The following is an 18,594-nucleotide window of genomic DNA, read 5'->3' on the forward strand; positions in this document are numbered from 1 at the left end:
AGTGATCCGCATCAAATGCTTGTTGGACGACTAGGTCGTCTTGAAGCGTTCGGGCCTGACGAAACCCAGGCCCTCAAAGGTTCGCTTGCCCAGGGCTTCGTGTGCGGCGATCTCCCCGTAACCGGTAGCCATTTTGAAGCCCCCGCCGGAAAAGCCGGTGGCGAGGTAGATTTTGCTCTGGTCGTTCAGGTGGCCGATCAGAGGCTTCCCATCCGAGGTGAAGAGGTCGGGGAAGGCATCCGAGCGGACAATGTTAGGGAAGAGTCCTGGGAAGAACTCAGTAACCGTGTCCATGGTTTCCCCGATTTCCGCGGATGTGAGGTCCCGGGGGACCGAATCAGCCTGGGGTGTTGGTGCGCCGCGGCCGTCCAGCGTTGCCTTGACCGTTACTCCATCGACGGCGGGTGCCCCATACATGGAGCGGTCCCCGGAGATCCGGATGAAAATGGGGAACTTCTCCGGCGAGAACTCGGCTGCGTCGCGGGCGACGAACCAGGTCAGGAAGAGCCGTTTGATTTGGGTTGCTGCTTTGAGGTAGTCGGGCATCAGCCGCTGGGACCAGCCGCCGGAGGAGACGATGACGTTCTCGAAGGTCCAGGACTTCTCGCCGGAGGTGATGATGACGCCGTCCCCGGTTTCGGTGATGCTGTCGATCGGGGTGTTGGTGTGGATCGTTGCGCCGTTGGCTTCCGCGGCCGCGACCGCCGCCGTGACGGCACGGTCGGTGCGCAGCGCGCCGGCGTGCGGGTCGTAGACGGCGATGTCGTCCGGGCGGAGGTTGTGCTGGGGGTAGCGTTCGGCCATCTCCTCACGGCTGAGGATTTCGTGCTCGGCCCCGTTGGTCCTGGTGGTTTCCAGGAGGCTGGGGATGTAGGGCCCGTCTTTGGTGCCGATGGACAGTCCGCCGCAGCGGGTGAGGATGTTCTGCCCGGTTTCGGCTTCGAGCTCGGACCAGAGATCCCGGGAGCGTTCCAGGATGGGATAGAAGTCAGGCACTCCGCGGTAGAGCATGCGGAAGAGCCTGGTATCGCCGCCCACGGCGCTGCGGCCGTGGGCGGGAACCTGGGCTTCGAATCCGGTGACGGAATCGGACAGGCGCGATGCCTGCCAGAGCGCCATGCTTCCGATGCTGCCCAGGCCGATGACGGCGAGTTTTCCATCCACGGCTAGAGCACCTGCTGCAGGAAGGCCTGGGTGCGGGCCTCCTGGGGGTTGGAAAGAACTTCACGGGCGTCGCCGCGTTCGACGACGTAGCCGTCGTCCATGAAGATCAGGGAGTCGGCCACTTCGCGGGCGAAGCCCATTTCGTGGGTGACGACCACCATGGTCATGCCCTTCTTCGCCAGTTCCTTCATCACGGCCAGGACTTCGCCGACCTTTTCGGGGTCCAGTGCGGACGTGGGTTCATCGAAGAGCATGATCTCCGGCTCCATGGCCAGGGACCGGGCGATCGCGACGCGCTGCTGCTGCCCCCCGGAGAGCTGCGCGGGGTAGTAGTCCCCGAACCCGGCTAGGCCGACACTGGTCAGCAGTTCCTGGGCCCGTTTGGCGGCCTCTTTCTTGTCAGCGCCCTTGACCAGGACCGGCCCGGACATGACGTTTTCCTGGGCGGTCATGTTCGGGAACAGGTTGAACGACTGGAACACCATGCCAACCCTGGTGCGCTGCTCGGCGAGCTTCTTGGGACTGTGTGCGTGGTAGGCGTGCGGAGTCTCGTAGTAGCCGAAGTCCTCGCCGTTGACTTTGAGAACCCCCGAGTCGACGGTCTCCAGGCCGTTGATGCAGCGCAGGATAGTGGACTTTCCGGAACCGCTGGGGCCGATGATGCAGCAGATCTCTCCGCTGGCGATGTCCAGGTTGATGTCCTTCAGGACTGTTTTCGGTCCAAACGACTTTCGAATTTTCTGGGCAAGAATCGTGCCGTCTTTGCTCATCGGAGGGTCCCTTCCGGTTCGGTCAGCACAACAACTTTCTTCGCCTTCCGGGGAAGCCTTGAGGTTGCGCGGGAGTATTTCTGTTCGAGCTTGGACTGCGGATAGCTCAGCAGCAGGGTCATCACCAGGTACCAGAGGCTGGCCACGAGCAGCAGCGGGATGGTCTCGTAGGTGCGGGCGTAGATGAGCTGGGCGCTTTGGAGCAGTTCCGCGACACCGAGCACACTGACCAGAGAGGTTCCCTTGAACATGCCGATCACCTGGTTACCGGTGGCCGGGATGATGGACGGCATCGCCTGCGGGATGATGACCTTGCGCATCCTCGTGCCGGCGCTCATCCCGAGAGAGTCGGCGGCCTCGATCTGGCCCTTGCCGACCGAGGAGAACCCGCCACGGATGATCTCCGCCATGTAGGCCGCCTCATTGAGGGTCAAACCAACCAGGGCTGCCGTGATGGGCGCCATCAGGGCGTTCATGTCGATCGCGGTGCCAATGTCCGTGAACGGGATCCCGATGGTCAGGTTCGGATACAGCGCGGAGATGTTGAACCAGAAGATCAGCTGCACCAGGACCGGGGTGCCCCGGAAAAGCGTGATGTAGAGGTTCGCGGCGATGGAAACCGGCTTCACCTGAGAGGAGCGCATGATCGCCAGGCCCAGCCCCAGGAGGGTTCCCAGGGCCATGCTGGCAAGCGTGAGGAAGATCGTGAGCATCAGCCCACGGAGGATGGATTCATGCGTGAAGTACTGGGCGACCGTGCCCCACTTGAAGTTGGGGTTCGTCAGGACAGAGACGAGGATCCCGATGCCGGCGAGAATGCTGAGGACCCATCCCGCGTACTCGGCAGGAGTCCGAAGCCGAAGCCGGGGCTTGAGCGCTGAATCAATGCTACTCATCGTTGCTTCACTTCCTTTGTTAGTAGCTGTGACCATGGAGGCGCCCCGCTAGTTCAGCTTGGCATCGGTGATGGCCCCGGACTCGAGACCCCAGTTCTCCAGGGACTCCTTGTACTCCGGAGTTTCAAGGACGGACTGGATGGCCTTCTGCAGGGCCGGGGTCAGCGCAGAGTTCTTCTTCAGGCCAATGGCGGTCACGTCGCTGTTGCCGACGTTGACGCGGCCGATGAGTTCGAAGGAGTTCGGCTGCTGCTTCTGGGCCCAACCGAGGGAGGTGGTGTCGTAAAGGACGCCGTCGATCCGCTTGGAGTGCAGCTGGGTCAGGGCCTCCTGGACGTTGGGCAGCGTCACGCCGTTGATCGCCGGCTGTCCCTTGGAGGTGCAGGTCTGCTCGCTCAGGTCCGGAAGGCGCTTGAGCTGGCCTGTGGAGCCCTGGGTGACGGCGATGTTCTTCCCGCACAGGGTCGCGACGGTGAGCTTCAGCGGGTTCCCGGCAGCCACGGCCACCGAGTTGCCGGCCTTGAAGTAATCGATCATGTCCAGGACCTTGAGGCGCTCTTCGGTCTTTGACATCGTGGTGGCGGTGAAGTCGAAGCGGCCGCCGTCAAGGCCCGGGACGATCGTGTCGAACTTCGTGTCCACGAACTTCAGCTTCAAGTCAAGCTTCTTCGCAACGAGCCGCGCGACGTCCGGGTTGAGCCCGATCGGGGTGGTGTTGTCCTCAGCGAGGAAGGTCGTGGGCGGGTAGTGCAGGTCCATCGCGACCGTGAGCTCGCCCTTGTCCTTGTAGGACTGCGGCAACAAGGCCACGGCTGCCGCATCCGGCTGGACACCTTCTGAGATGTCAGTCGTGTTCGAGGTCTTTGACTTTGTGTCCTCAGATGCCGAAGTGCCGGTGGCCGCGCCGCCACAAGCGGTGAGGGCCAGCAGGACGGCAATGCCTGCTGCTGCTGTCTGGGCTTTGTTGATGGTCTTCATGGTGCTTCCCTTCGAATGGTTTCGGCTGAATTGGATCCGCCAAAACGGGTGCATATTTCGCGGGACCGACCGGTTGGCATCCCTGACTTTAAGGTGCTGGGTCGGTACTAACGTGTCTTGCTTCATGCGGGGTTGTGATCCTGATCTCGTTCCGCATCTAACCCAATGCAACCCTCTCAGCTGCAGATTGTCAACAATTGACGAAAAGAAATTTGCTGGGCTAACAAGCCGGCAGTTAGGAGCAGGAAGTTGTTGACAATTTACAATTTCCGGTCCTAGAGTCGAGGTATTGGACAGCAGAGTCCTCCTGCGACGGGGAAGATTCCGACTAGCTCTCTGGGCATGCCCTGGAACCACAATGAGGCTCGGCCTCCGGGCCTTCGACACAACTTCAAGAAACGGACGAATCATGGCAGACACGAACCTCCGGCCGAAGTACATCTCTTTTGATATCTACGGCACACTGATCAACTTCGACATTGACCCCACCACGCGTCGCCTGCTCGATGGCCGCATCTCAGAAGAGCAGTGGCCGACCTTCAAGAAGCAGTTCCGCGGGTACCGGTTCGACGAGGTCTGCGGCGACTACAAGCCTTACGAGGCCATCCTTCAGGATTCCTTTGACCGGGTGTGCAAGCGCTGGGGCATTGGGCCGACGCCTGGTGCCGGCGCAGAGTTCGCTGAGGCCGTGCGCGGCTGGGTTGCCCACGAGGACGTGCCGGCTCCGCTGAAGCTCATGGGCGACAACTACAAGCTGGTGGCTCTGTCCAACGCAGACGACAGCTTCCTGGAGATCAGCATTCCGAAGCTCGGCGCAGACTTTCACGCCGTGTTGACCGCTGAGCAGGCCCAGGCCTACAAGCCGCGGTACCAGGCCTTCGAGTACATGCTCGATACCCTGAACGCCAAGCCGGAGGACTTCCTGCACATCTCCTCGCACACCCGCTACGACATACACCCGATGCACGACATGGGCTTCCGGAACCTTTGGGTGCTGGACCGTGGCTATGACCCCATTGGCCCGGGCTACGACCTCACCGCCGTTAAGTCCCTGGACGAGATCAACAAGCACCTCGGTCTCTAAACCGACTTCGAGGCGAAAGGTCAAACCGTGAAACTCATTCCTTACTGGCTGGATACAGCCGAAGCATCCGGAGACTACCGGCAGACCCCGGTACCGGAAAATGTCGACGTCGCGATCATCGGCGCCGGATTTACCGGGCTCTCAGCGGCCCTTGAATTTGCCAAGCAGGGCGCCAGTGTTGCCGTTTTCGAACGCCACACCGTGGGGTGGGGTGCCTCGGGCCGTAACGGGGGAATGGCGACGACCGGGTTGGCCATCAGCTTCAGCACCGCGGTCAAGCGCTACGGCGCCACGCGTGCCGTGGAGATGTTCCAGGAATACAACGACGCTATCGACACCATCGAAAAGCTGGTGCATGACAATGGCATCGACTGCGACTACAACCGTTTCGGAAAGCTCTCGCTGGCCTTCCACAAGTCCCACTATGAGGGCTTCCTGAAGTCGCAGGAGAAGCTGGCCAAACTGGCCGACCACCACGTCACCGTGATCCCCAAGTCCGAGATCCACAGCGAAATCGGCACGGACTTCTACCAGGGCGCCATGGTTGACCCGCTCGGGGCGGGCCTGCATGTGGGCAAGTTCGTGCACGGCCTCGCTGGTGTTGCTGTTGCAGCCGGAGCCGATATTTGCGAGAACGCCGCGGTGACCGAGCTGAAGAAGGTCTCCGGCACGGTGCACGACGTGCACACCACCCGGGGCATCACCCGTGCCAAGCAGGTCCTGGTCGCTACCAGCGGCTACACCGGCAACATCACGCCGTGGCTGCAGCGCAGGGTCATCCCGGTGGGAAGCTTCATCATTGTCACCGACCCGCTGCCCGAAGACGTGGTCAACCGGATCCTGCCCAACCGTCGCCAGGCCTCGGACAGCAAGATGCTGACCTACTACTTCCGGATCACCCCGGACAACCGTCTGCTGTTCGGCGGCCGGGCCCGCTTCGCGCTGTCCAGCCCGGACTCGGACGTCAAGAGCGCCGAGATCCTCCGCAAGGCGATGCTCGAGCTCTTCCCGTACCTCTCCAACGCCAAGGTGGACTACATCTGGGGCGGCCTGGTGGACCTCTCCATGGACCAGATGGTGCATGCCGGCCAGCATGACGGACTCTTCTACTCCCTCTGCTACAGCGGACACGGCGTGCAGATGGCTGCCCACATGGGTAAGCGCATGGCCCACTACATGGCCGGCGACAAGACTGCGAACGTCTGGGAAGACCTGAAGAACCCGCCCGTCCCCGGCCACTTTGGCCCGCCGTGGTTCCTGCCGTTCATCGGCGCAGCCGCAAAAATCATCGACCGCATCAAATAGGTAAATTAAGGGTTCCCATGATCGCATCAACGACAGTGGCTGACGCACGCCCGGAATCAGCCGAAGAAACCGCCTACAGGCGCACAAAGTTTGCGAATCTCCCAGGAGGAGCGTTCTTCGAGGGTCAGTGGCAAACCGCCGACATGACCCTTGAAGTAAGGGACCCTGAAGACGGTGTCTTGCTGGGGAGCGTATGCACCTCGACGGCGGAGGACGTGCGCCGGGCAGTAGCGCACCTTCACCGGCACCTCCAGGGTGAGGAGTGGCCGCTGCGTTCCCGCCGTCAGGCTCTGGAAAAGGCAACCCAGCTGCTGGCAGAACAGGCTGAGAGGTTCGCCAACATCATTGCTTCGGAGAGCAGCAAAACCATCACCGAAGCCGAGCGCGAGGTCCGCCGCTGCATTGAGACCTTCAGGCTCTCTGCCGCAGCGTCAAGCGAGCTGACCGGGGAGACCCTGGGTTTTGAGGACAGCATGGCCGGTGCCAACAAGATCGGCTGGTACAGCCGCAAGCCGGTGGGGATCGTTGCAGCCATCACGCCGTTCAACGATCCGCTGAACCTGGTGGCTCACAAGCTGGGCCCGGCCATCATCGGAGGCAACGGCGTCGTCCTTAAGCCATCGGCCCGCACTCCGCTGGTCGCGCTGGCCCTTGTCCAGCTGCTGCTCGAAGCGGGCGTCCCGTCCGGACGCATTGCGGCGATCGTGAGCGGGCCGGGCGTTGCCGAAGCGCTGGTCACGGATGACCGGGTGGACTTGATTTCCTTCACTGGCGGCCCTGCCACGGCGGAACGCATCGCCGCCATGGCCGGTGCGAAGAAGATCCTGTCCGAACTTGGCGGCAACAACGCCACGATTGTCTGCGCCGACGCGGATGCGATCCAGGCGGCGGATGCCATCGTGGCCGGCGCGTTCGGCGTGGCCGGGCAGAACTGCCTCTCGGTCCAGCGCGTATACGTGCACATCTCGCTGTTCGAGGAAGTCCTGGAACACGTCACTCGCGGAACAGAGGCCCTCAAGACCGGGCCGAAGCTCGACCGCGGCACCGACGTGGGACCGTTGATCTCCGAGGCCGAAGCACGGCGGGTCGAGGAATGGGTGGAGGAGGCCAAGGCCGCCGGGGCGACCGTCCATGCTGGAGGGACACGGCGGAACGCCTACTACGAGCCGACCGTCCTGACCGATGTGCCCACGGACTGCAAGGTGATCCGGGACGAAGTCTTCGGACCCGTCGTCAGCATCCTGCCCTTCATCAGCATCGCGGACGCTGTCCACGCCGCCAACAGCTCCGACTACGGCCTTCAGGCCGGCGTCTTCACCCAGTCCATTGACCAGGCGCTGGACATCGCGGAGAAGCTGCACGTGGGCGCCGTGGTGATCAACGAGACCAGCGACGTCCGGATCGACTCGATGCCCTTCGGCGGATTCAAGAAGTCCGGAGTGGGCCGCGAAGGCGTCAGGTATGCCGTCCACGAGATGACAGAGCCTAAAAGCACCATCGTGAACCTTCGAGGATCCGGTGCCCGCTGGCAGCAGCTGCCGGGCGTCCTGCCAGAGCGGAAAACGTCATGAGCACCGACAAAATCGCAGTCATCGCAGGGGACGGCATCGGCAACGAAGTTGTCCCGGCAGCGATCGCATGCCTCGAGCGGATTGCCGGAATCCATTCCCTGAACCTCGAGTTCACGTACTTCGACTGGGGATGCGAATACTATGCCCGGCACGGTCGGATGATGGCCGAGGACGGGCTGGAGCAGCTCGCCCAGCACAACGCCATCTTCCTGGGCGCCGTGGGCTCACCGGAGGTCCCCGACACGGAATCCCTGTGGGGGCTGCTGATTCCCATCCGCCGGGAGTTCCAGCAGTACATCAACCTCCGTCCCGTCAAAACGCTCGACGGCGTTACCTCGCCTCTTGCGTCCAATCACCCGATCGATCTCCTCATGGTGCGGGAAAACAACGAAGGCGAATATTCCGAAATCGGCGGCCGGATGTACCGCGGCCAGCCCGAGGAAAGCGCCATGCAGACCACCGTCTTCACCCGTCTTGGCATCCTGCGGGCGGCGCACTATGCGGCACGGCTGGCCGCGTCCAGGCGCGGGAAGCTCACCTCGGCCACGAAGAGCAACGGCATCGTGCACACCATGCCGTTCTGGGACGAGGTGGTTGCCGAAACTGTCCGCGAGTACCCGGAGGTCACCCTCACCAGCGAGCTGGTGGATGCATTGGCCGCGCACCTGGTCCTGAAGCCCTGGACCCTGGACGTGATTGTCGCCTCCAACCTGTTCGGCGACATCCTTTCGGACCTTGGCAGCGCCGTGACAGGCTCCATCGGCCTGGCTCCCAGCGCCAACCTGAACCCGGAGGGCGACTACCCCTCCCTCTTCGAACCGGTCCACGGATCGGCGCCGGACATCGCCGGGAAGGGCCTGGCCAACCCGGTGGGGCAGATCTGGTCCGGAGCCATGATGCTGGAGCACCTCGGCCACCCCGAGGCAGCCGCTCACCTGCAGGCCGCCTTCGAGTCAGCCCTGCGCGACGGTCACGGCACCCGCGACGTCGGCGGGACCTCGTCGACGTCGGAATTCACGGCAGCCGTCCTGTCGGCCATCGAGGCCCTGGCCGCGGACCAGTCGGCCAACGCTGCCGCGGTGACGGCGTCATGACCGCCGCCGCAGAATCCAAGCGTCCCGTCGTCGCGGCCCTTTACCGCGAGGCACTGCCGCCGCGGCTTTCCGAGATCGAGGAGCTTGCCGAGGTCCGGCTGACCAAAGCTGACGGTCTCGCCGAGGCACTGGACGGCGCCGACGTGCTGTACCAGTGGCACTCGTTCTCGCCGGCGCTGCGGGAAAACTGGGAGGCGGCCTCGTCCCTGCAGTGGGTACACGTTACGGCAGCGGGCGTCAGCCAGCTTCTCTTCGACGAACTGATCCGCAGCAACATCGTCTACACCAACTCCCGCGGAGTCCTCAGCCGGGCCATCGCCGAGTTTGCCCTCGGCTTCGTCCTGGACATGGCCAAGGACTCCCAGGGCTCCTACCGGTTGCAGCAGGAACAGCGCTGGCAGCACAGGGTCACCAGCAAGATCCAGGGCCAAAGCGCCCTGGTGGTCGGCACCGGGTCCATCGGGCGCGAGATTTCCCGCCTGTTCCGCGCCGTGGGGATGGAGGTCAGCGGGGCCGGAAGGACTGCCCGCCCGGCGGATCCTGACTTCGACCGGATCCACTCCTCCCGGGATCTGGCCGCAGTGGTCCAAGACTACGACTACCTCGTGCTCGCAGCACCACTGACCGCCGACACCCGCGGGTTGGTCAATGCCGGAGTCCTTGCAGCCATGAAGCCCTCGGCGCGGCTCATCAACCTGGGCCGCGGAGAACTTGTCTACACAGGAGCCCTGACCGAGGCATTGGCTTCCGGCTCGATAGCCGGAGCTGCCCTGGACGTTGTGCACCCTGAACCGCTTCCTGCCGGCCACGCACTGTGGAACATGGAGAACGTCATCATCACCCCGCACATGAGCGGGGACACCGAAGACTACCTGGATGACCTCGGCAAGCTGTTTGTGGACAACCTCAAGCTGTACCGCACAGGCGAGCCACTGCAGAACGTCGTCGACAAGGAACTTGGCTTCGTCGCCGCTTCCTGAACCCTCCTTCACCAACTAACCCATCGATTGCTCCGTGAGTGCCCTTTCGAGCGCCCATAAGGGCACTTACGGAGCAATCGACACAAGGATTGAGACATGACCGAGAATTCGTCCCTTTTGGAAACCACAGGAAGCCGGACGGAGACTGACTTCATGGGCGCCCGGCAGATCCCGGCCGCCGCATACTGGGGGATCCAGACCCTGCGTGCAGTGGAGAACTTCCCGATTACCGGCACGGCGATCTCCGCGTACCCGATGCTCGTCAAGTCGCTGGCTCAGGTCAAGCATGCAGCGCTGTTGGCAAACTTCGATCTCGGCCTGATTGATCAGGTGAAAAAGGACGCAATCGAGCGCGCCTGCCAGGACATTGAACAGGGCCGGCTGCTGGAGCAGTTCGTGGTGGATGTGATCCAGGGCGGGGCCGGTACCTCGACGAACATGAATGCCAACGAAGTCATCGCCAACCGTGCACTGGAGCATCTGGGGCTGACCAAGGGTGAGTACTCCAGCATTCATCCGAACGGGCACGTGAACCTCGGCCAGTCAACCAACGACGTGTACCCCACAGCGATCAAGATCGCCACAATCCAGGGCGCCCTTGAGCTGCTGGCAGCCATGGCACATCTTCGCAGAGCGCTGGCGCGGAAGGCTGTGGAGTTCGACGACGTGGTGAAAGTCGGCAGGACGCAACTGCAGGATGCGGTGCCCATGACCCTTGGCCAGGAGTTCAGCACCTATGCGGTGATGGTGGACGAGGACGAACGCCGGATTCGCGAAGCCTTGGTTCACCTTCACGAGATCAACCTCGGTGCCACCGCCATCGGCACCGGCATCAACACCCATCCACGATATGCCGCCGAGGCCTGCACACACTTGCAGCGCATCACCGGGCTGCCGCTGGTCACGGCAGGCAACCTCGTGGAAGCGACCCAGGACTGCGGTGCCTTTGTGCTGTTCTCCGGGACCTTGAAGCGGGTCGCCGTAAAGCTGTCGAAGATCTGCAATGACCTGCGGCTGCTGTCCTCCGGACCCAGGGCGGGCTTCGCGGAAATCAACCTTCCCCCGCGCCAGGCCGGGTCGAGCATCATGCCCGGGAAAGTGAACCCGGTCATTCCGGAAGTGGTGAACCAGGTCGCCTTTGAGGTTGTCGGCAATGACCTGACCATCACCATGGCTGCCGAGGCCGGTCAGCTGCAGCTGAACGCGTTTGAACCGATCATCGCGCGCTCCCTGTTCGCCAGCCTGACCCACCTCACGGCGGCATGCACCACACTGGCGGACCACTGCATCGACGGCATCACCGCCAACAAGGATTACCTGCGTTCCCAGGTCGAAGCGAGCATCGGCGTCGTCACCATCCTCAACCCGCTCATCGGCTACGACGCCGCAACCTCCATCGCCCGCCAGGCACTATCCACAGGCCGCAGCGTCACCTCCCTCGTCCTCGAACGCGGACTACTCACGGCCGATGAACTCGACGAGATCCTCCGCCCCGAACACTTGGCGAACCCCCATGCCCACATCGCGGACGGATCGGCCTTCTAGACAGCGTCATTTTAGAAACGGAGCAACTATGCCCACCTTTGCCAAAGCCTATGTCGCGGTCACGGCCGCGTCGCCCCTTCAGCCCGGAACCATTGAGCGCCGCGAACCAGGTGAGTTCGAAGTGCAGATCGCCATCAAATTTACCGGGATCTGTCACTCCGATATCCACACTGCGCGGGGCGATTGGGCAAGCGTGAATTACCCGGTCGTCGTTGGGCATGAGATTGCAGGCGTCGTGGAGGCTGTCGGGGCCAGGGTGACACGTCATTCAGTGGGGGACCGCGTGGGCGTGGGCTGCTTTGTGGATTCCTGCCGTGACTGCGTCAACTGCCGTGCGGGTGAGGAACAGTACTGTCTGTCCGGGGCCACGAGTACCTACAACTCAGTGGGCCGGGACGGCCTGCCCACAGCGGGCGGCTACAGCAGCAGCATTGTGGTGGACGAGAACTATGTACTGCAGATTCCTGACGGCATTCCCCTTGAGGCCGCCGCACCCCTGCTGTGCGCCGGCATCACCATGTACTCACCGCTGAGCACCTGGAACGCCGGACCGGGGAAGCGCGTGGCCATCATCGGCATGGGCGGGCTCGGCCATATGGGCGTCAAGATCGCTGCAGCCATGGGCGCGGAGGTCACAGTACTCAGCCAGTCGCTCAAGAAGCAGGAGGACGCGCTCCGGCTTGGGGCGGAGCATTACTATGCCACGTCCGACCCCTCCACCTTCGAGATTCTGAGGGGTCATTTTGACCTGATCATCAACACAGTCTCCGCTGATATCGACGTCGACGGGTACCTTTCGCTGCTTGCATTGGACGGCACCATGGTTCTCGTGGGGCTGCCATCGAAACCGCTGACGCAACGCGCCTGGTCACTGGTCAGCTTCCGACGCAGCCTCTCCGGATCCAAGATGGGCGGGATACGGCAGACCCAGGAGATGCTCAACTTCTGCGCCGCCCACGGGCTCGGGGCCGAGGTGGAGGTCATTCCGGCCAGCAAAATCAATGACGCCTATGAACGCGTCCTGGCCAGTGATGTGCGGTACCGCTTCGTCATCGATGCAGAAACGTTCTGACACTGACTGGTCACGAAGCGCAGAGGCACGTTTCCGGGTCGTGGAGCTGCTCCGGCTGGGTCTGTCACGGGAGGATTGGGGAGTCACTCCTGAATGGAGCAAGGCTCGCGGAGATTTCCGCCGTCGAGCACTCCCGGAGGCAATTTGTTACGGCGCAAATGCGGTCTGACTTCGCAATTTGCTGAAGGTAAGGCTAACCTAAATCGTCCTTGTCTTTCCCTGTGCCCATTTCCTTCGAATTCGGGCATCCATCTAGGCGGTTTCTTTTGCGTGTATTCAGGCGGTCGACTGCGGCCATCGGGCTGATGGCCCTTCTTACCCTGACCGGCTGTGGTCTGAGCGGCGGAACGGGCAATTCGGCCAGCTCCGAGCCGGATCTTAATCAGCGGATCGTGGTGGACAACTTCCGCGCCCCGGTAGCCAACTGGGCGCCGGAATCGGATGCGGCCTACATCCTCTCGCTGTCAGGCTGCCTGGAGACGTTGACCAAGTACGACCATGCGCAGGGCAAAGTGGTTCCCTTCCTGGCCACCGAATGGAAGCAAGTTTCGGCAGTCGACTGGGATTTCACCATCCGCGGGGGAGTGAAGTTCCAGGATGGCACGGACCTCACCGCAAAGGCCGTTGCAGCCTCGCTTGAGCACGTCCTCGACGCCAAGGTTCCTGCGCGGGCTTTCAATCGGAGCATGATCAGCGGGGTCAAGGCCGTTGACGCGAACACCGTCCGCGTCACAACCCCGGCCGAGAGCCCACTGGTGCCGTACCGGCTGGCGAGCGTCAACACCGGTATTCTGGCTCCGGCAGCGTACAAGGGTGGCACCATCGACCCCTTCGGCCACTGCACCGGTCCCTTTACCCCTGTCTCCGAAACGCCAAAGCAGTCGTTGACCCTGGACCGCAACGAAAACTATTGGGGCGGCAAAGTCCAGCTTGCCGGTGCCGAGGTGCGCTTCATCACGAATGGGGCTACCCGCGCAGCCCAGGTCCAGACCGGCGAAGCCGATGTTTCCCTCTCCATCCCTGCATCGGGCCTGTCCGCGCTGGAGGGCGCCCCGAACGTCAACGTGCTCAAGGCCGATTCGCCCCGCACGGCAACGCTTTACCTGAACAACGGCCGGGCACCGCTGAACAACGTCAACTTCCGGAAGGCCCTCCGCTCGGCCCTTGACCTGGAGGCCCTGGCGGCCAGCGTCTACGAAGGCGCCGCACAGCCGGCTGCAGGACCCTTCGCCCCGTCCGAACCGTGGGCGTCCAAAGATGCCAAATCACCCCGGCAGAACCTTGATGAAGCCAAGAAGCTGCTGGCCGCGGCCGGCTATACCGCTAGCAAGCCGCTGGAAATCATCGCCATCGTGGAGCGGGCGGAGTTCGCCGATGTTGCCACCGTGATCCAGGAGAACCTCAAGAAGGTCGGCGTCCCCGTAACGATCGAGACCAAGGAATATGCCGCAGCTGAACCGGACGTGCTCGCCGGCAACTACGACATGCTGCTCAGCCAGCGGAACCGCCTCATCGACATCGCGGACCCCATTGGCTTCCTGACAGCCGACTACACCTGCGAGGGAACCTACAACCTCAGCCACTTCTGCAGCAAGGAATACGACAAGATCATCCGCCAGGCAGCGCAGACCAAGAGCACCGAGGACCGGCACCGGCTGTATGAGCAGGCCGGGAAGATCCTGGATTCGCAGGCGGTCAACGTTTGGCTCGTCAACGAACAGGCAACGGACGCCGTCCGCAGCAGTGTTCAGTCGTATGTCCAGGACCCGCTGTCCCGGTATGTCCTGACCGCGCAAACGGCAAAAACCGCGTCCTAGCGGGGGATTCGATCCCCGAATGAGAGCCTTTATTGCCAGGAGGACGGCGACTTTGGTGGTCGCCGTTCTCCTGTCGTCCTTCGCGGTCTTCCTGATTCCCTATCTGACGCCGGGGGATCCGGTACGCAAAATCATCCGGTCCCGGGTATCCGGGGACGTGGTGGATGAATCCACCGTTCAGGCCCTCAGCATGAGCCTGGGCCTTCAGGACCCGCTCCCTGTCCAATACTTCCGGTGGCTGGGCAGCTTCATCTCGGGAGACATGGGACTATCCCACGTCAGCCGCACCCCGGTGGTGGACCAGGTCATGCCCGCTCTGGCGGTCACGGTCAGCCTGGTGGTCCTGGCCCTTGCTACAGCTGCCCTGGTTGCCCTGCCGCTGGGAACCGCCGCAGCCCTCAGGCAGGGGCGGAGGACCGACAGGCTGATCACCACGGTGACACAATCGTTCATTGCGATGCCGGAGTACTGGCTGGCCCCGCTTCTGGTGCTGGTATTCGCGCTGAAGCTGTCGGTACTGCCGTCCGCCGGGTGGGCCAACGCATCCTCCGCAGTACTGCCGGCAGCCACGCTGGCCCTGCGCCCCATCAGTTACTTCACGTCCGCGGTGCGGTCCGGGATGATAGACGCGCTGGAGGCGGAGCATGTACCTGCCGCCTGTGCCCGCGGGCTAAGCCAGACGCAGGCCGTCCTGCGGCATGTTGTTCCCAATGGGCTTGTCCCATTGGCAACACTCTTCGCGGTGTGGTTCGCGGGCCTGCTTGGGGGCTCCGTGATCGTCGAGGTCATCTTCGCTGTTCCCGGCATGGGCCGGCTGTTGTACGACGCTGTCGTGAACAGTGACATTCCCGTTGCACAGGGAGGCGTTGTTGTCGTTGTTGCCTTGGCTGTGGCCATCACCACCCTGGCGGACTTCGTTCACCGTCTTTTGAGTCCACAGATAGGAGGCAGGCTTGCGTAACACGTCAACGGTGGACCGTGTCGCCGTCGTGATTCTGGCCCTTGTGGTGCTGGCTGTAGCGGCTGCCCCTTGGGTGGTGCCGTACCCGCCCGACGAGCAGAATCTTGTGGCGCGCCTCGCGCCTCCCACCACCGGCCACTGGCTCGGAACAGATCATCTCGGCAGGGACACCCTCAGCCGTCTGCTCGACGGCGGGCGCTTCTCGATGCTGATGGCCGCACTGGCGACGCTGCTGACCGGTCTCCTGGGGACGGCGATCGGCGTTATCAGCGCGCGGCGGCGGGGCTGGCTGGATGAGTTCTTTACCCGAACCAACGACGTCCTGCTGGCCCTTCCGGAGATGGTCGTGGCGCTGTTTATCGTGGCCGCCATGGGCACAGGCTTTGCGCCCTTGCTTGTGGCCCTCACAGTGACGGGCTGGACGCCCTTCGCGAGGCTGGCCCGGACACTGGCGTATGACGTTTCTGCACGGGGTTTCGTGGAGGCAGCACGGGTGGTGGGCTGCCCGCCGTCGTTCATTATCTTCCGTCACATCCTCCCGCACCTGGCCGCACCGATGCTTGGCCAGGCAACGCTGAGATTTGGGCAGCTGCTGATCAGCGTCGGTGCGCTGTCCTACCTGGGGCTCGGCGTCCAGCCGCCACAGTCGGACTGGGGCTCCATGCTGGCCGCGGCGCAGCCCTACGCTGACAGGGCTCCGCTGGGGATCATCGGCCCCGGCCTGGCGATCTTCACGGTGGCGCTGTGCGTCACCCTGATCGGACAGCGCGCGGCACGCATGGCCGCCGGCCCGCTCCTTCTGCCGACAGGAGGCCGAGGCTGATGCCCGAGCAGCTGGTTATCGAAGAACTGCACGTCCGGAGCACCGCCCCGGCCCGCATCGCACCGGGAGCGGGCAGGCCGGCGTCGGGGGAACCGGCTGTCTACCGCCCCATCCTGTCCGGAGTGGGCCTTTCCGTTTCACCCGGCGAGTTCGTGGCATTGGTGGGCGGATCAGGGTCCGGAAAGACGATGACGGCCATGTCAGCCCTCCGGCTGCTGCCCCCGCAAGTGACCATTGATTCCGGTTCCGTCCGTCTGGGTCCGCTGGACCTCACCAACGCTTCCGAGGCGGAGCTGAACACGGTCCGCGGGGGCAAGCTTGGCATGCTGTTCCAGCAGCCGAAGAGGATGTTCAATCCCAACAAAACAATCGGGAGCCATCTCCACGAGCCGCTGAAGCTTCACGGCGGACTTCGGGGCAAACAGGCGCACGCGAAGGCGGTTGAGCTGCTGGCCGAAGTGGGCTTCGAGGATGCCCACTGGGGCGTGCGGGCCTATCCGCACCAGCTGTCGGGAGGAATGGCGCAGCGGGCCATGACGGCCCTCGCCCTCGCGGGCCAGCCGGACATGCTGCTGGCGGACGAGCCGACGTCGGCCCTGGACAAAGTGCTGGAGCGCCAGATCCTGCAGCTACTCGACCGGGAGCGGAGCGAACGGGGACTCGGCATCCTTTACATCACGCACAACCTTGCCTCCGTTGCCGCCTTCGCAGACCGTGTCCTGGTCATGGATTCCGGGCGGATAGTCGAGTCCGGTCCCGCCCAGGAGGTCCTCAGCAGGCCCCGGACTGCCTACACACAGCAACTGCTGGATGCGTCCAACCTTTTGCCTGCCCCACGCCGCGTCCCACTGTCCGAGGCCCGGAGCGTCCTGACCCTGAACGCGGTCGTCAAGCAGTTCGCATCAGGAAAAAGCCGCTGTCGCCCCGCTTTGGACAACGTTTCGCTGGATGTGAAGCAGGGCGAGATCCTGGGCGTCCTGGGCCAGTCGGGATCCGGGAAGAGCACGCTCGCCCGTTCGATCGTTGGACTGGAAGACGTCAGCGGCGGGAGCATCAATCGTAAGCTCGACACTGCCGGAAAGCACGGCGCGGCGCCGACCGCCGTCCAGCTGGTCTTTCAGGAACCGCATGACTCCTTCGATCCGCGCATGACGCTTCGTGCCAGCCTGGAGGCCCCGCTCCTGCAGCGCAAGGATCTCACTGCCGCCGGCCGCTCTCAGCGTATCCACGACGCGATGGAGGAAGTGGGGCTGGATGCCGCCCTGCTCGGCAGGCGCCCCTGCCAGTGCTCCGGAGGCCAGTTGCAAAGAGTCACCATCGCGCGGGCACTGCTGATGGAACCCGAGGTGCTGATCTGCGACGAGGGGACGTCGGCTTTGGACGCACTGACACAGCGGACGATCCTGAACCTGCTGCTGTGCCTGCACCGGGACCGGGGCCTGTCGCTGATCATGATCACCCATGACATGGACGTCATCCGGCACATGTGCGACCGCGTCGCAGTCCTTTTCAAGGGCCGCCTGGTGGAGGTCGCAGAGACGCATGAGTTCTTCTCCGATCCGCAGCACGAACACAGCAAAGCCCTGGTGTCGGCTGCCATTCCGTGCAGGGGCTTGCACCTCAAGAAGATCACCCTTGGCCAAAGCGCGGCCTCGGTGTGAAGCCGACCTCCGGATGGGAGTCCTGACCTCAGATATCCTGAGTTGGCGAACCACCCATCCGGGCCGGCCACCGGAAACGAACGGCTATCACTGCCCAAGGGTTTTTCCACGCCGGCTTGCCTAGATTCATTCCGACAGCGTTAATCCCCCGAGAAAGGACCGCCGATGATGCCCCGTGCCTCGTTCAGGCTGTTCCGTACCGGGCTGATTGCATCAATCGTCTTCGGACTGGCTGCCGGCGGGCACCTGGCCGGAGCAGGCTCGTTGCCGGCACCGGCGGTCCTGGCGGCCCTGTGCGCCGTGACCATGGTTCCAGTTGCTGCCCTGACGCGCTTCCGTCTGTCATTTCCGGTCCTGACCGGGCTGATTGGCGCGGGGCAGATCTGGCTTCACTGGGCTTTCAGCGCGCTGTCAGATGGGGCACCCGCAGCGGTTCCCCCGGCACTGCTGTCCGGCCACGCCGGCCACTCTGGCCACGCAGCAGCGAGCGTGGATCACGAGTCGCTGGCCCTGGCCGCACAAGCCCACACGGCCGCACCCGACGGGCTCATGCTGGCCGCCCACACCGTGGCCACGCTTGGCACCGCACTGGTTCTGGCCCGCGGCGAACAGGCCCTGGGAGTCCTGGCCGACTGGCTGCGCCCGCTCCTGGGGCAACGGGAACCGGCCACCATCGTTCCCGCCCGCGTTCCCGGCGCCTGCCTGGCGGCCGCGGTTCTTTCCCCGACCCGGCTTGGCGTCCGCCTGCCTGCCCGGCGGGGCCCTCCCTTGTCCGCGCCCGCCGCCTAGAGCCGGTCCCTTTCACGCACGGACAGGAACGACGGCGGCGCTTCGCCCGCTTCGCGAGCAGACCTCTCCGGTCTGCACGTTCCT

At 63.6% G+C, this 18,594-nt stretch carries 16 protein-coding genes; 12 read left to right on the forward strand and 4 right to left on the reverse strand.

Annotation, left to right across the window (positions count from 1 at the left end; all coding sequences use genetic code 11):
- Window positions 1–30: 30 nt before the first annotated feature.
- The 4 genes from solA to J7E80_RS02395 are packed head-to-tail and all read right to left on the reverse strand — an operon-like array spanning window position 31 to window position 3,808.
- Window positions 31–1,164: an N-methyl-L-tryptophan oxidase gene (gene solA, locus J7E80_RS02380; protein WP_215049874.1), complete on the reverse strand. Its 1,134-nt coding sequence runs from the start codon at window positions 1,162–1,164 to the stop codon at window positions 31–33.
- Window positions 1,165–1,166: 2 nt separating this feature from the next.
- On the reverse strand, window positions 1,167–1,934 hold the full coding sequence (locus J7E80_RS02385) for an amino acid ABC transporter ATP-binding protein (RefSeq protein ID WP_215049875.1): 768 nt from the start codon (window positions 1,932–1,934) through the stop codon (window positions 1,167–1,169).
- Window positions 1,931–2,830 (reverse strand): amino acid ABC transporter permease, encoded by a 900-nt coding sequence (locus J7E80_RS02390; protein WP_215049876.1) that lies wholly within the window; start codon window positions 2,828–2,830, stop codon window positions 1,931–1,933. Before J7E80_RS02390 ends, J7E80_RS02385 begins: the two co-directional genes overlap by 4 nt.
- Before the next feature lie 48 nt (window positions 2,831–2,878).
- Window positions 2,879–3,808 carry an ABC transporter substrate-binding protein gene (locus J7E80_RS02395; protein ID WP_215049877.1) on the reverse strand — a complete coding sequence of 310 codons (930 nt, stop codon included), beginning with the start codon at window positions 3,806–3,808 and terminating at the stop codon, window positions 2,879–2,881.
- 409 nt (window positions 3,809–4,217) lie between these two features.
- Between J7E80_RS02395 and J7E80_RS02400 the strand changes: the two genes are divergently transcribed.
- The 12 genes from J7E80_RS02400 to J7E80_RS02455 all read left to right on the forward strand — a co-directional run bounded on the left by J7E80_RS02400 (window position 4,218) and on the right by J7E80_RS02455 (window position 18,510).
- On the forward strand, window positions 4,218–4,892 hold the full coding sequence (locus tag J7E80_RS02400) for a haloacid dehalogenase type II (RefSeq protein WP_215049878.1): 675 nt from the start codon (window positions 4,218–4,220) through the stop codon (window positions 4,890–4,892).
- 27 nt (window positions 4,893–4,919) lie between these two features.
- Window positions 4,920–6,197 (forward strand): FAD-binding oxidoreductase, encoded by a 1,278-nt coding sequence (locus tag J7E80_RS02405; RefSeq protein ID WP_215049879.1) that lies wholly within the window; start codon window positions 4,920–4,922, stop codon window positions 6,195–6,197.
- 143 nt (window positions 6,198–6,340) lie between these two features.
- Window positions 6,341–7,768 (forward strand): aldehyde dehydrogenase family protein, encoded by a 1,428-nt coding sequence (locus tag J7E80_RS02410; protein ID WP_251036337.1) that lies wholly within the window; start codon window positions 6,341–6,343, stop codon window positions 7,766–7,768.
- Window positions 7,765–8,862, forward strand: coding sequence for a tartrate dehydrogenase (locus J7E80_RS02415; protein ID WP_215049881.1), 1,098 nt, complete (start codon window positions 7,765–7,767; stop codon window positions 8,860–8,862). Before J7E80_RS02410 ends, J7E80_RS02415 begins: the two co-directional genes overlap by 4 nt.
- On the forward strand, window positions 8,859–9,842 hold the full coding sequence (locus tag J7E80_RS02420; RefSeq protein ID WP_215049882.1) for a D-2-hydroxyacid dehydrogenase: 984 nt from the start codon (window positions 8,859–8,861) through the stop codon (window positions 9,840–9,842). The genes J7E80_RS02415 and J7E80_RS02420 overlap by 4 nt, the downstream gene beginning before the upstream one ends.
- Before the next feature lie 96 nt (window positions 9,843–9,938).
- Window positions 9,939–11,387 carry an aspartate ammonia-lyase gene (aspA, locus tag J7E80_RS02425; RefSeq protein WP_215049883.1) on the forward strand — a complete coding sequence of 483 codons (1,449 nt, stop codon included), beginning with the start codon at window positions 9,939–9,941 and terminating at the stop codon, window positions 11,385–11,387.
- A gap of 28 nt (window positions 11,388–11,415) precedes the next feature.
- Window positions 11,416–12,459, forward strand: a complete 1,044-nt coding sequence (locus J7E80_RS02430) for an NAD(P)-dependent alcohol dehydrogenase (protein WP_215049884.1) — start codon at window positions 11,416–11,418, stop codon at window positions 12,457–12,459.
- Window positions 12,460–12,764: 305 nt separating this feature from the next.
- Complete coding sequence (locus J7E80_RS02435; RefSeq protein ID WP_215049885.1) at window positions 12,765–14,276, forward strand: ABC transporter substrate-binding protein; 1,512 nt, start codon at window positions 12,765–12,767, stop codon at window positions 14,274–14,276.
- A gap of 19 nt (window positions 14,277–14,295) precedes the next feature.
- Complete coding sequence (locus J7E80_RS02440) at window positions 14,296–15,237, forward strand: ABC transporter permease (RefSeq protein ID WP_215049886.1); 942 nt, start codon at window positions 14,296–14,298, stop codon at window positions 15,235–15,237.
- Window positions 15,230–16,060 (forward strand): ABC transporter permease, encoded by an 831-nt coding sequence (locus J7E80_RS02445; RefSeq protein WP_215049887.1) that lies wholly within the window; start codon window positions 15,230–15,232, stop codon window positions 16,058–16,060. Before J7E80_RS02440 ends, J7E80_RS02445 begins: the two co-directional genes overlap by 8 nt.
- Window positions 16,060–17,721 carry an ABC transporter ATP-binding protein gene (locus J7E80_RS02450; protein ID WP_215049888.1) on the forward strand — a complete coding sequence of 554 codons (1,662 nt, stop codon included), beginning with the start codon at window positions 16,060–16,062 and terminating at the stop codon, window positions 17,719–17,721. Before J7E80_RS02445 ends, J7E80_RS02450 begins: the two co-directional genes overlap by 1 nt.
- 165 nt (window positions 17,722–17,886) lie before the next feature.
- On the forward strand, window positions 17,887–18,510 hold the full coding sequence (locus J7E80_RS02455) for a hypothetical protein (RefSeq protein WP_215049889.1): 624 nt from the start codon (window positions 17,887–17,889) through the stop codon (window positions 18,508–18,510).
- Window positions 18,511–18,594 lie beyond the last annotated feature (84 nt).

The organism is Arthrobacter sp. ISL-28 (assembly GCF_018613875.1).
Classification (GTDB): Bacteria; Actinomycetota; Actinomycetes; order Actinomycetales; family Micrococcaceae; genus Arthrobacter.

Coding starts and splice junctions, on each gene's coding strand:
- J7E80_RS02385 (WP_215049875.1), bottom strand. CDS start 1,934: ATGAGCAAAGACGGCACGATTCTTGCCCAGAAAATTCGAAAGTCGTTT.
- J7E80_RS02390 (WP_215049876.1), bottom strand. CDS start 2,830: ATGAGTAGCATTGATTCAGCGCTCAAGCCCCGGCTTCGGCTTCGGACT.
- J7E80_RS02395 (WP_215049877.1), bottom strand. CDS start 3,808: ATGAAGACCATCAACAAAGCCCAGACAGCAGCAGCAGGCATTGCCGTC.
- J7E80_RS02400 (WP_215049878.1), top strand. CDS start 4,218: ATGGCAGACACGAACCTCCGGCCGAAGTACATCTCTTTTGATATCTAC.
- J7E80_RS02410 (WP_251036337.1), top strand. CDS start 6,341: ATGACCCTTGAAGTAAGGGACCCTGAAGACGGTGTCTTGCTGGGGAGC.
- J7E80_RS02415 (WP_215049881.1), top strand. CDS start 7,765: ATGAGCACCGACAAAATCGCAGTCATCGCAGGGGACGGCATCGGCAAC.
- J7E80_RS02420 (WP_215049882.1), top strand. CDS start 8,859: ATGACCGCCGCCGCAGAATCCAAGCGTCCCGTCGTCGCGGCCCTTTAC.
- aspA (WP_215049883.1), top strand. CDS start 9,939: ATGACCGAGAATTCGTCCCTTTTGGAAACCACAGGAAGCCGGACGGAG.
- J7E80_RS02430 (WP_215049884.1), top strand. CDS start 11,416: ATGCCCACCTTTGCCAAAGCCTATGTCGCGGTCACGGCCGCGTCGCCC.
- J7E80_RS02435 (WP_215049885.1), top strand. CDS start 12,765: ATGGCCCTTCTTACCCTGACCGGCTGTGGTCTGAGCGGCGGAACGGGC.
- J7E80_RS02440 (WP_215049886.1), top strand. CDS start 14,296: ATGAGAGCCTTTATTGCCAGGAGGACGGCGACTTTGGTGGTCGCCGTT.
- J7E80_RS02450 (WP_215049888.1), top strand. CDS start 16,060: ATGCCCGAGCAGCTGGTTATCGAAGAACTGCACGTCCGGAGCACCGCC.
- J7E80_RS02455 (WP_215049889.1), top strand. CDS start 17,887: ATGATGCCCCGTGCCTCGTTCAGGCTGTTCCGTACCGGGCTGATTGCA.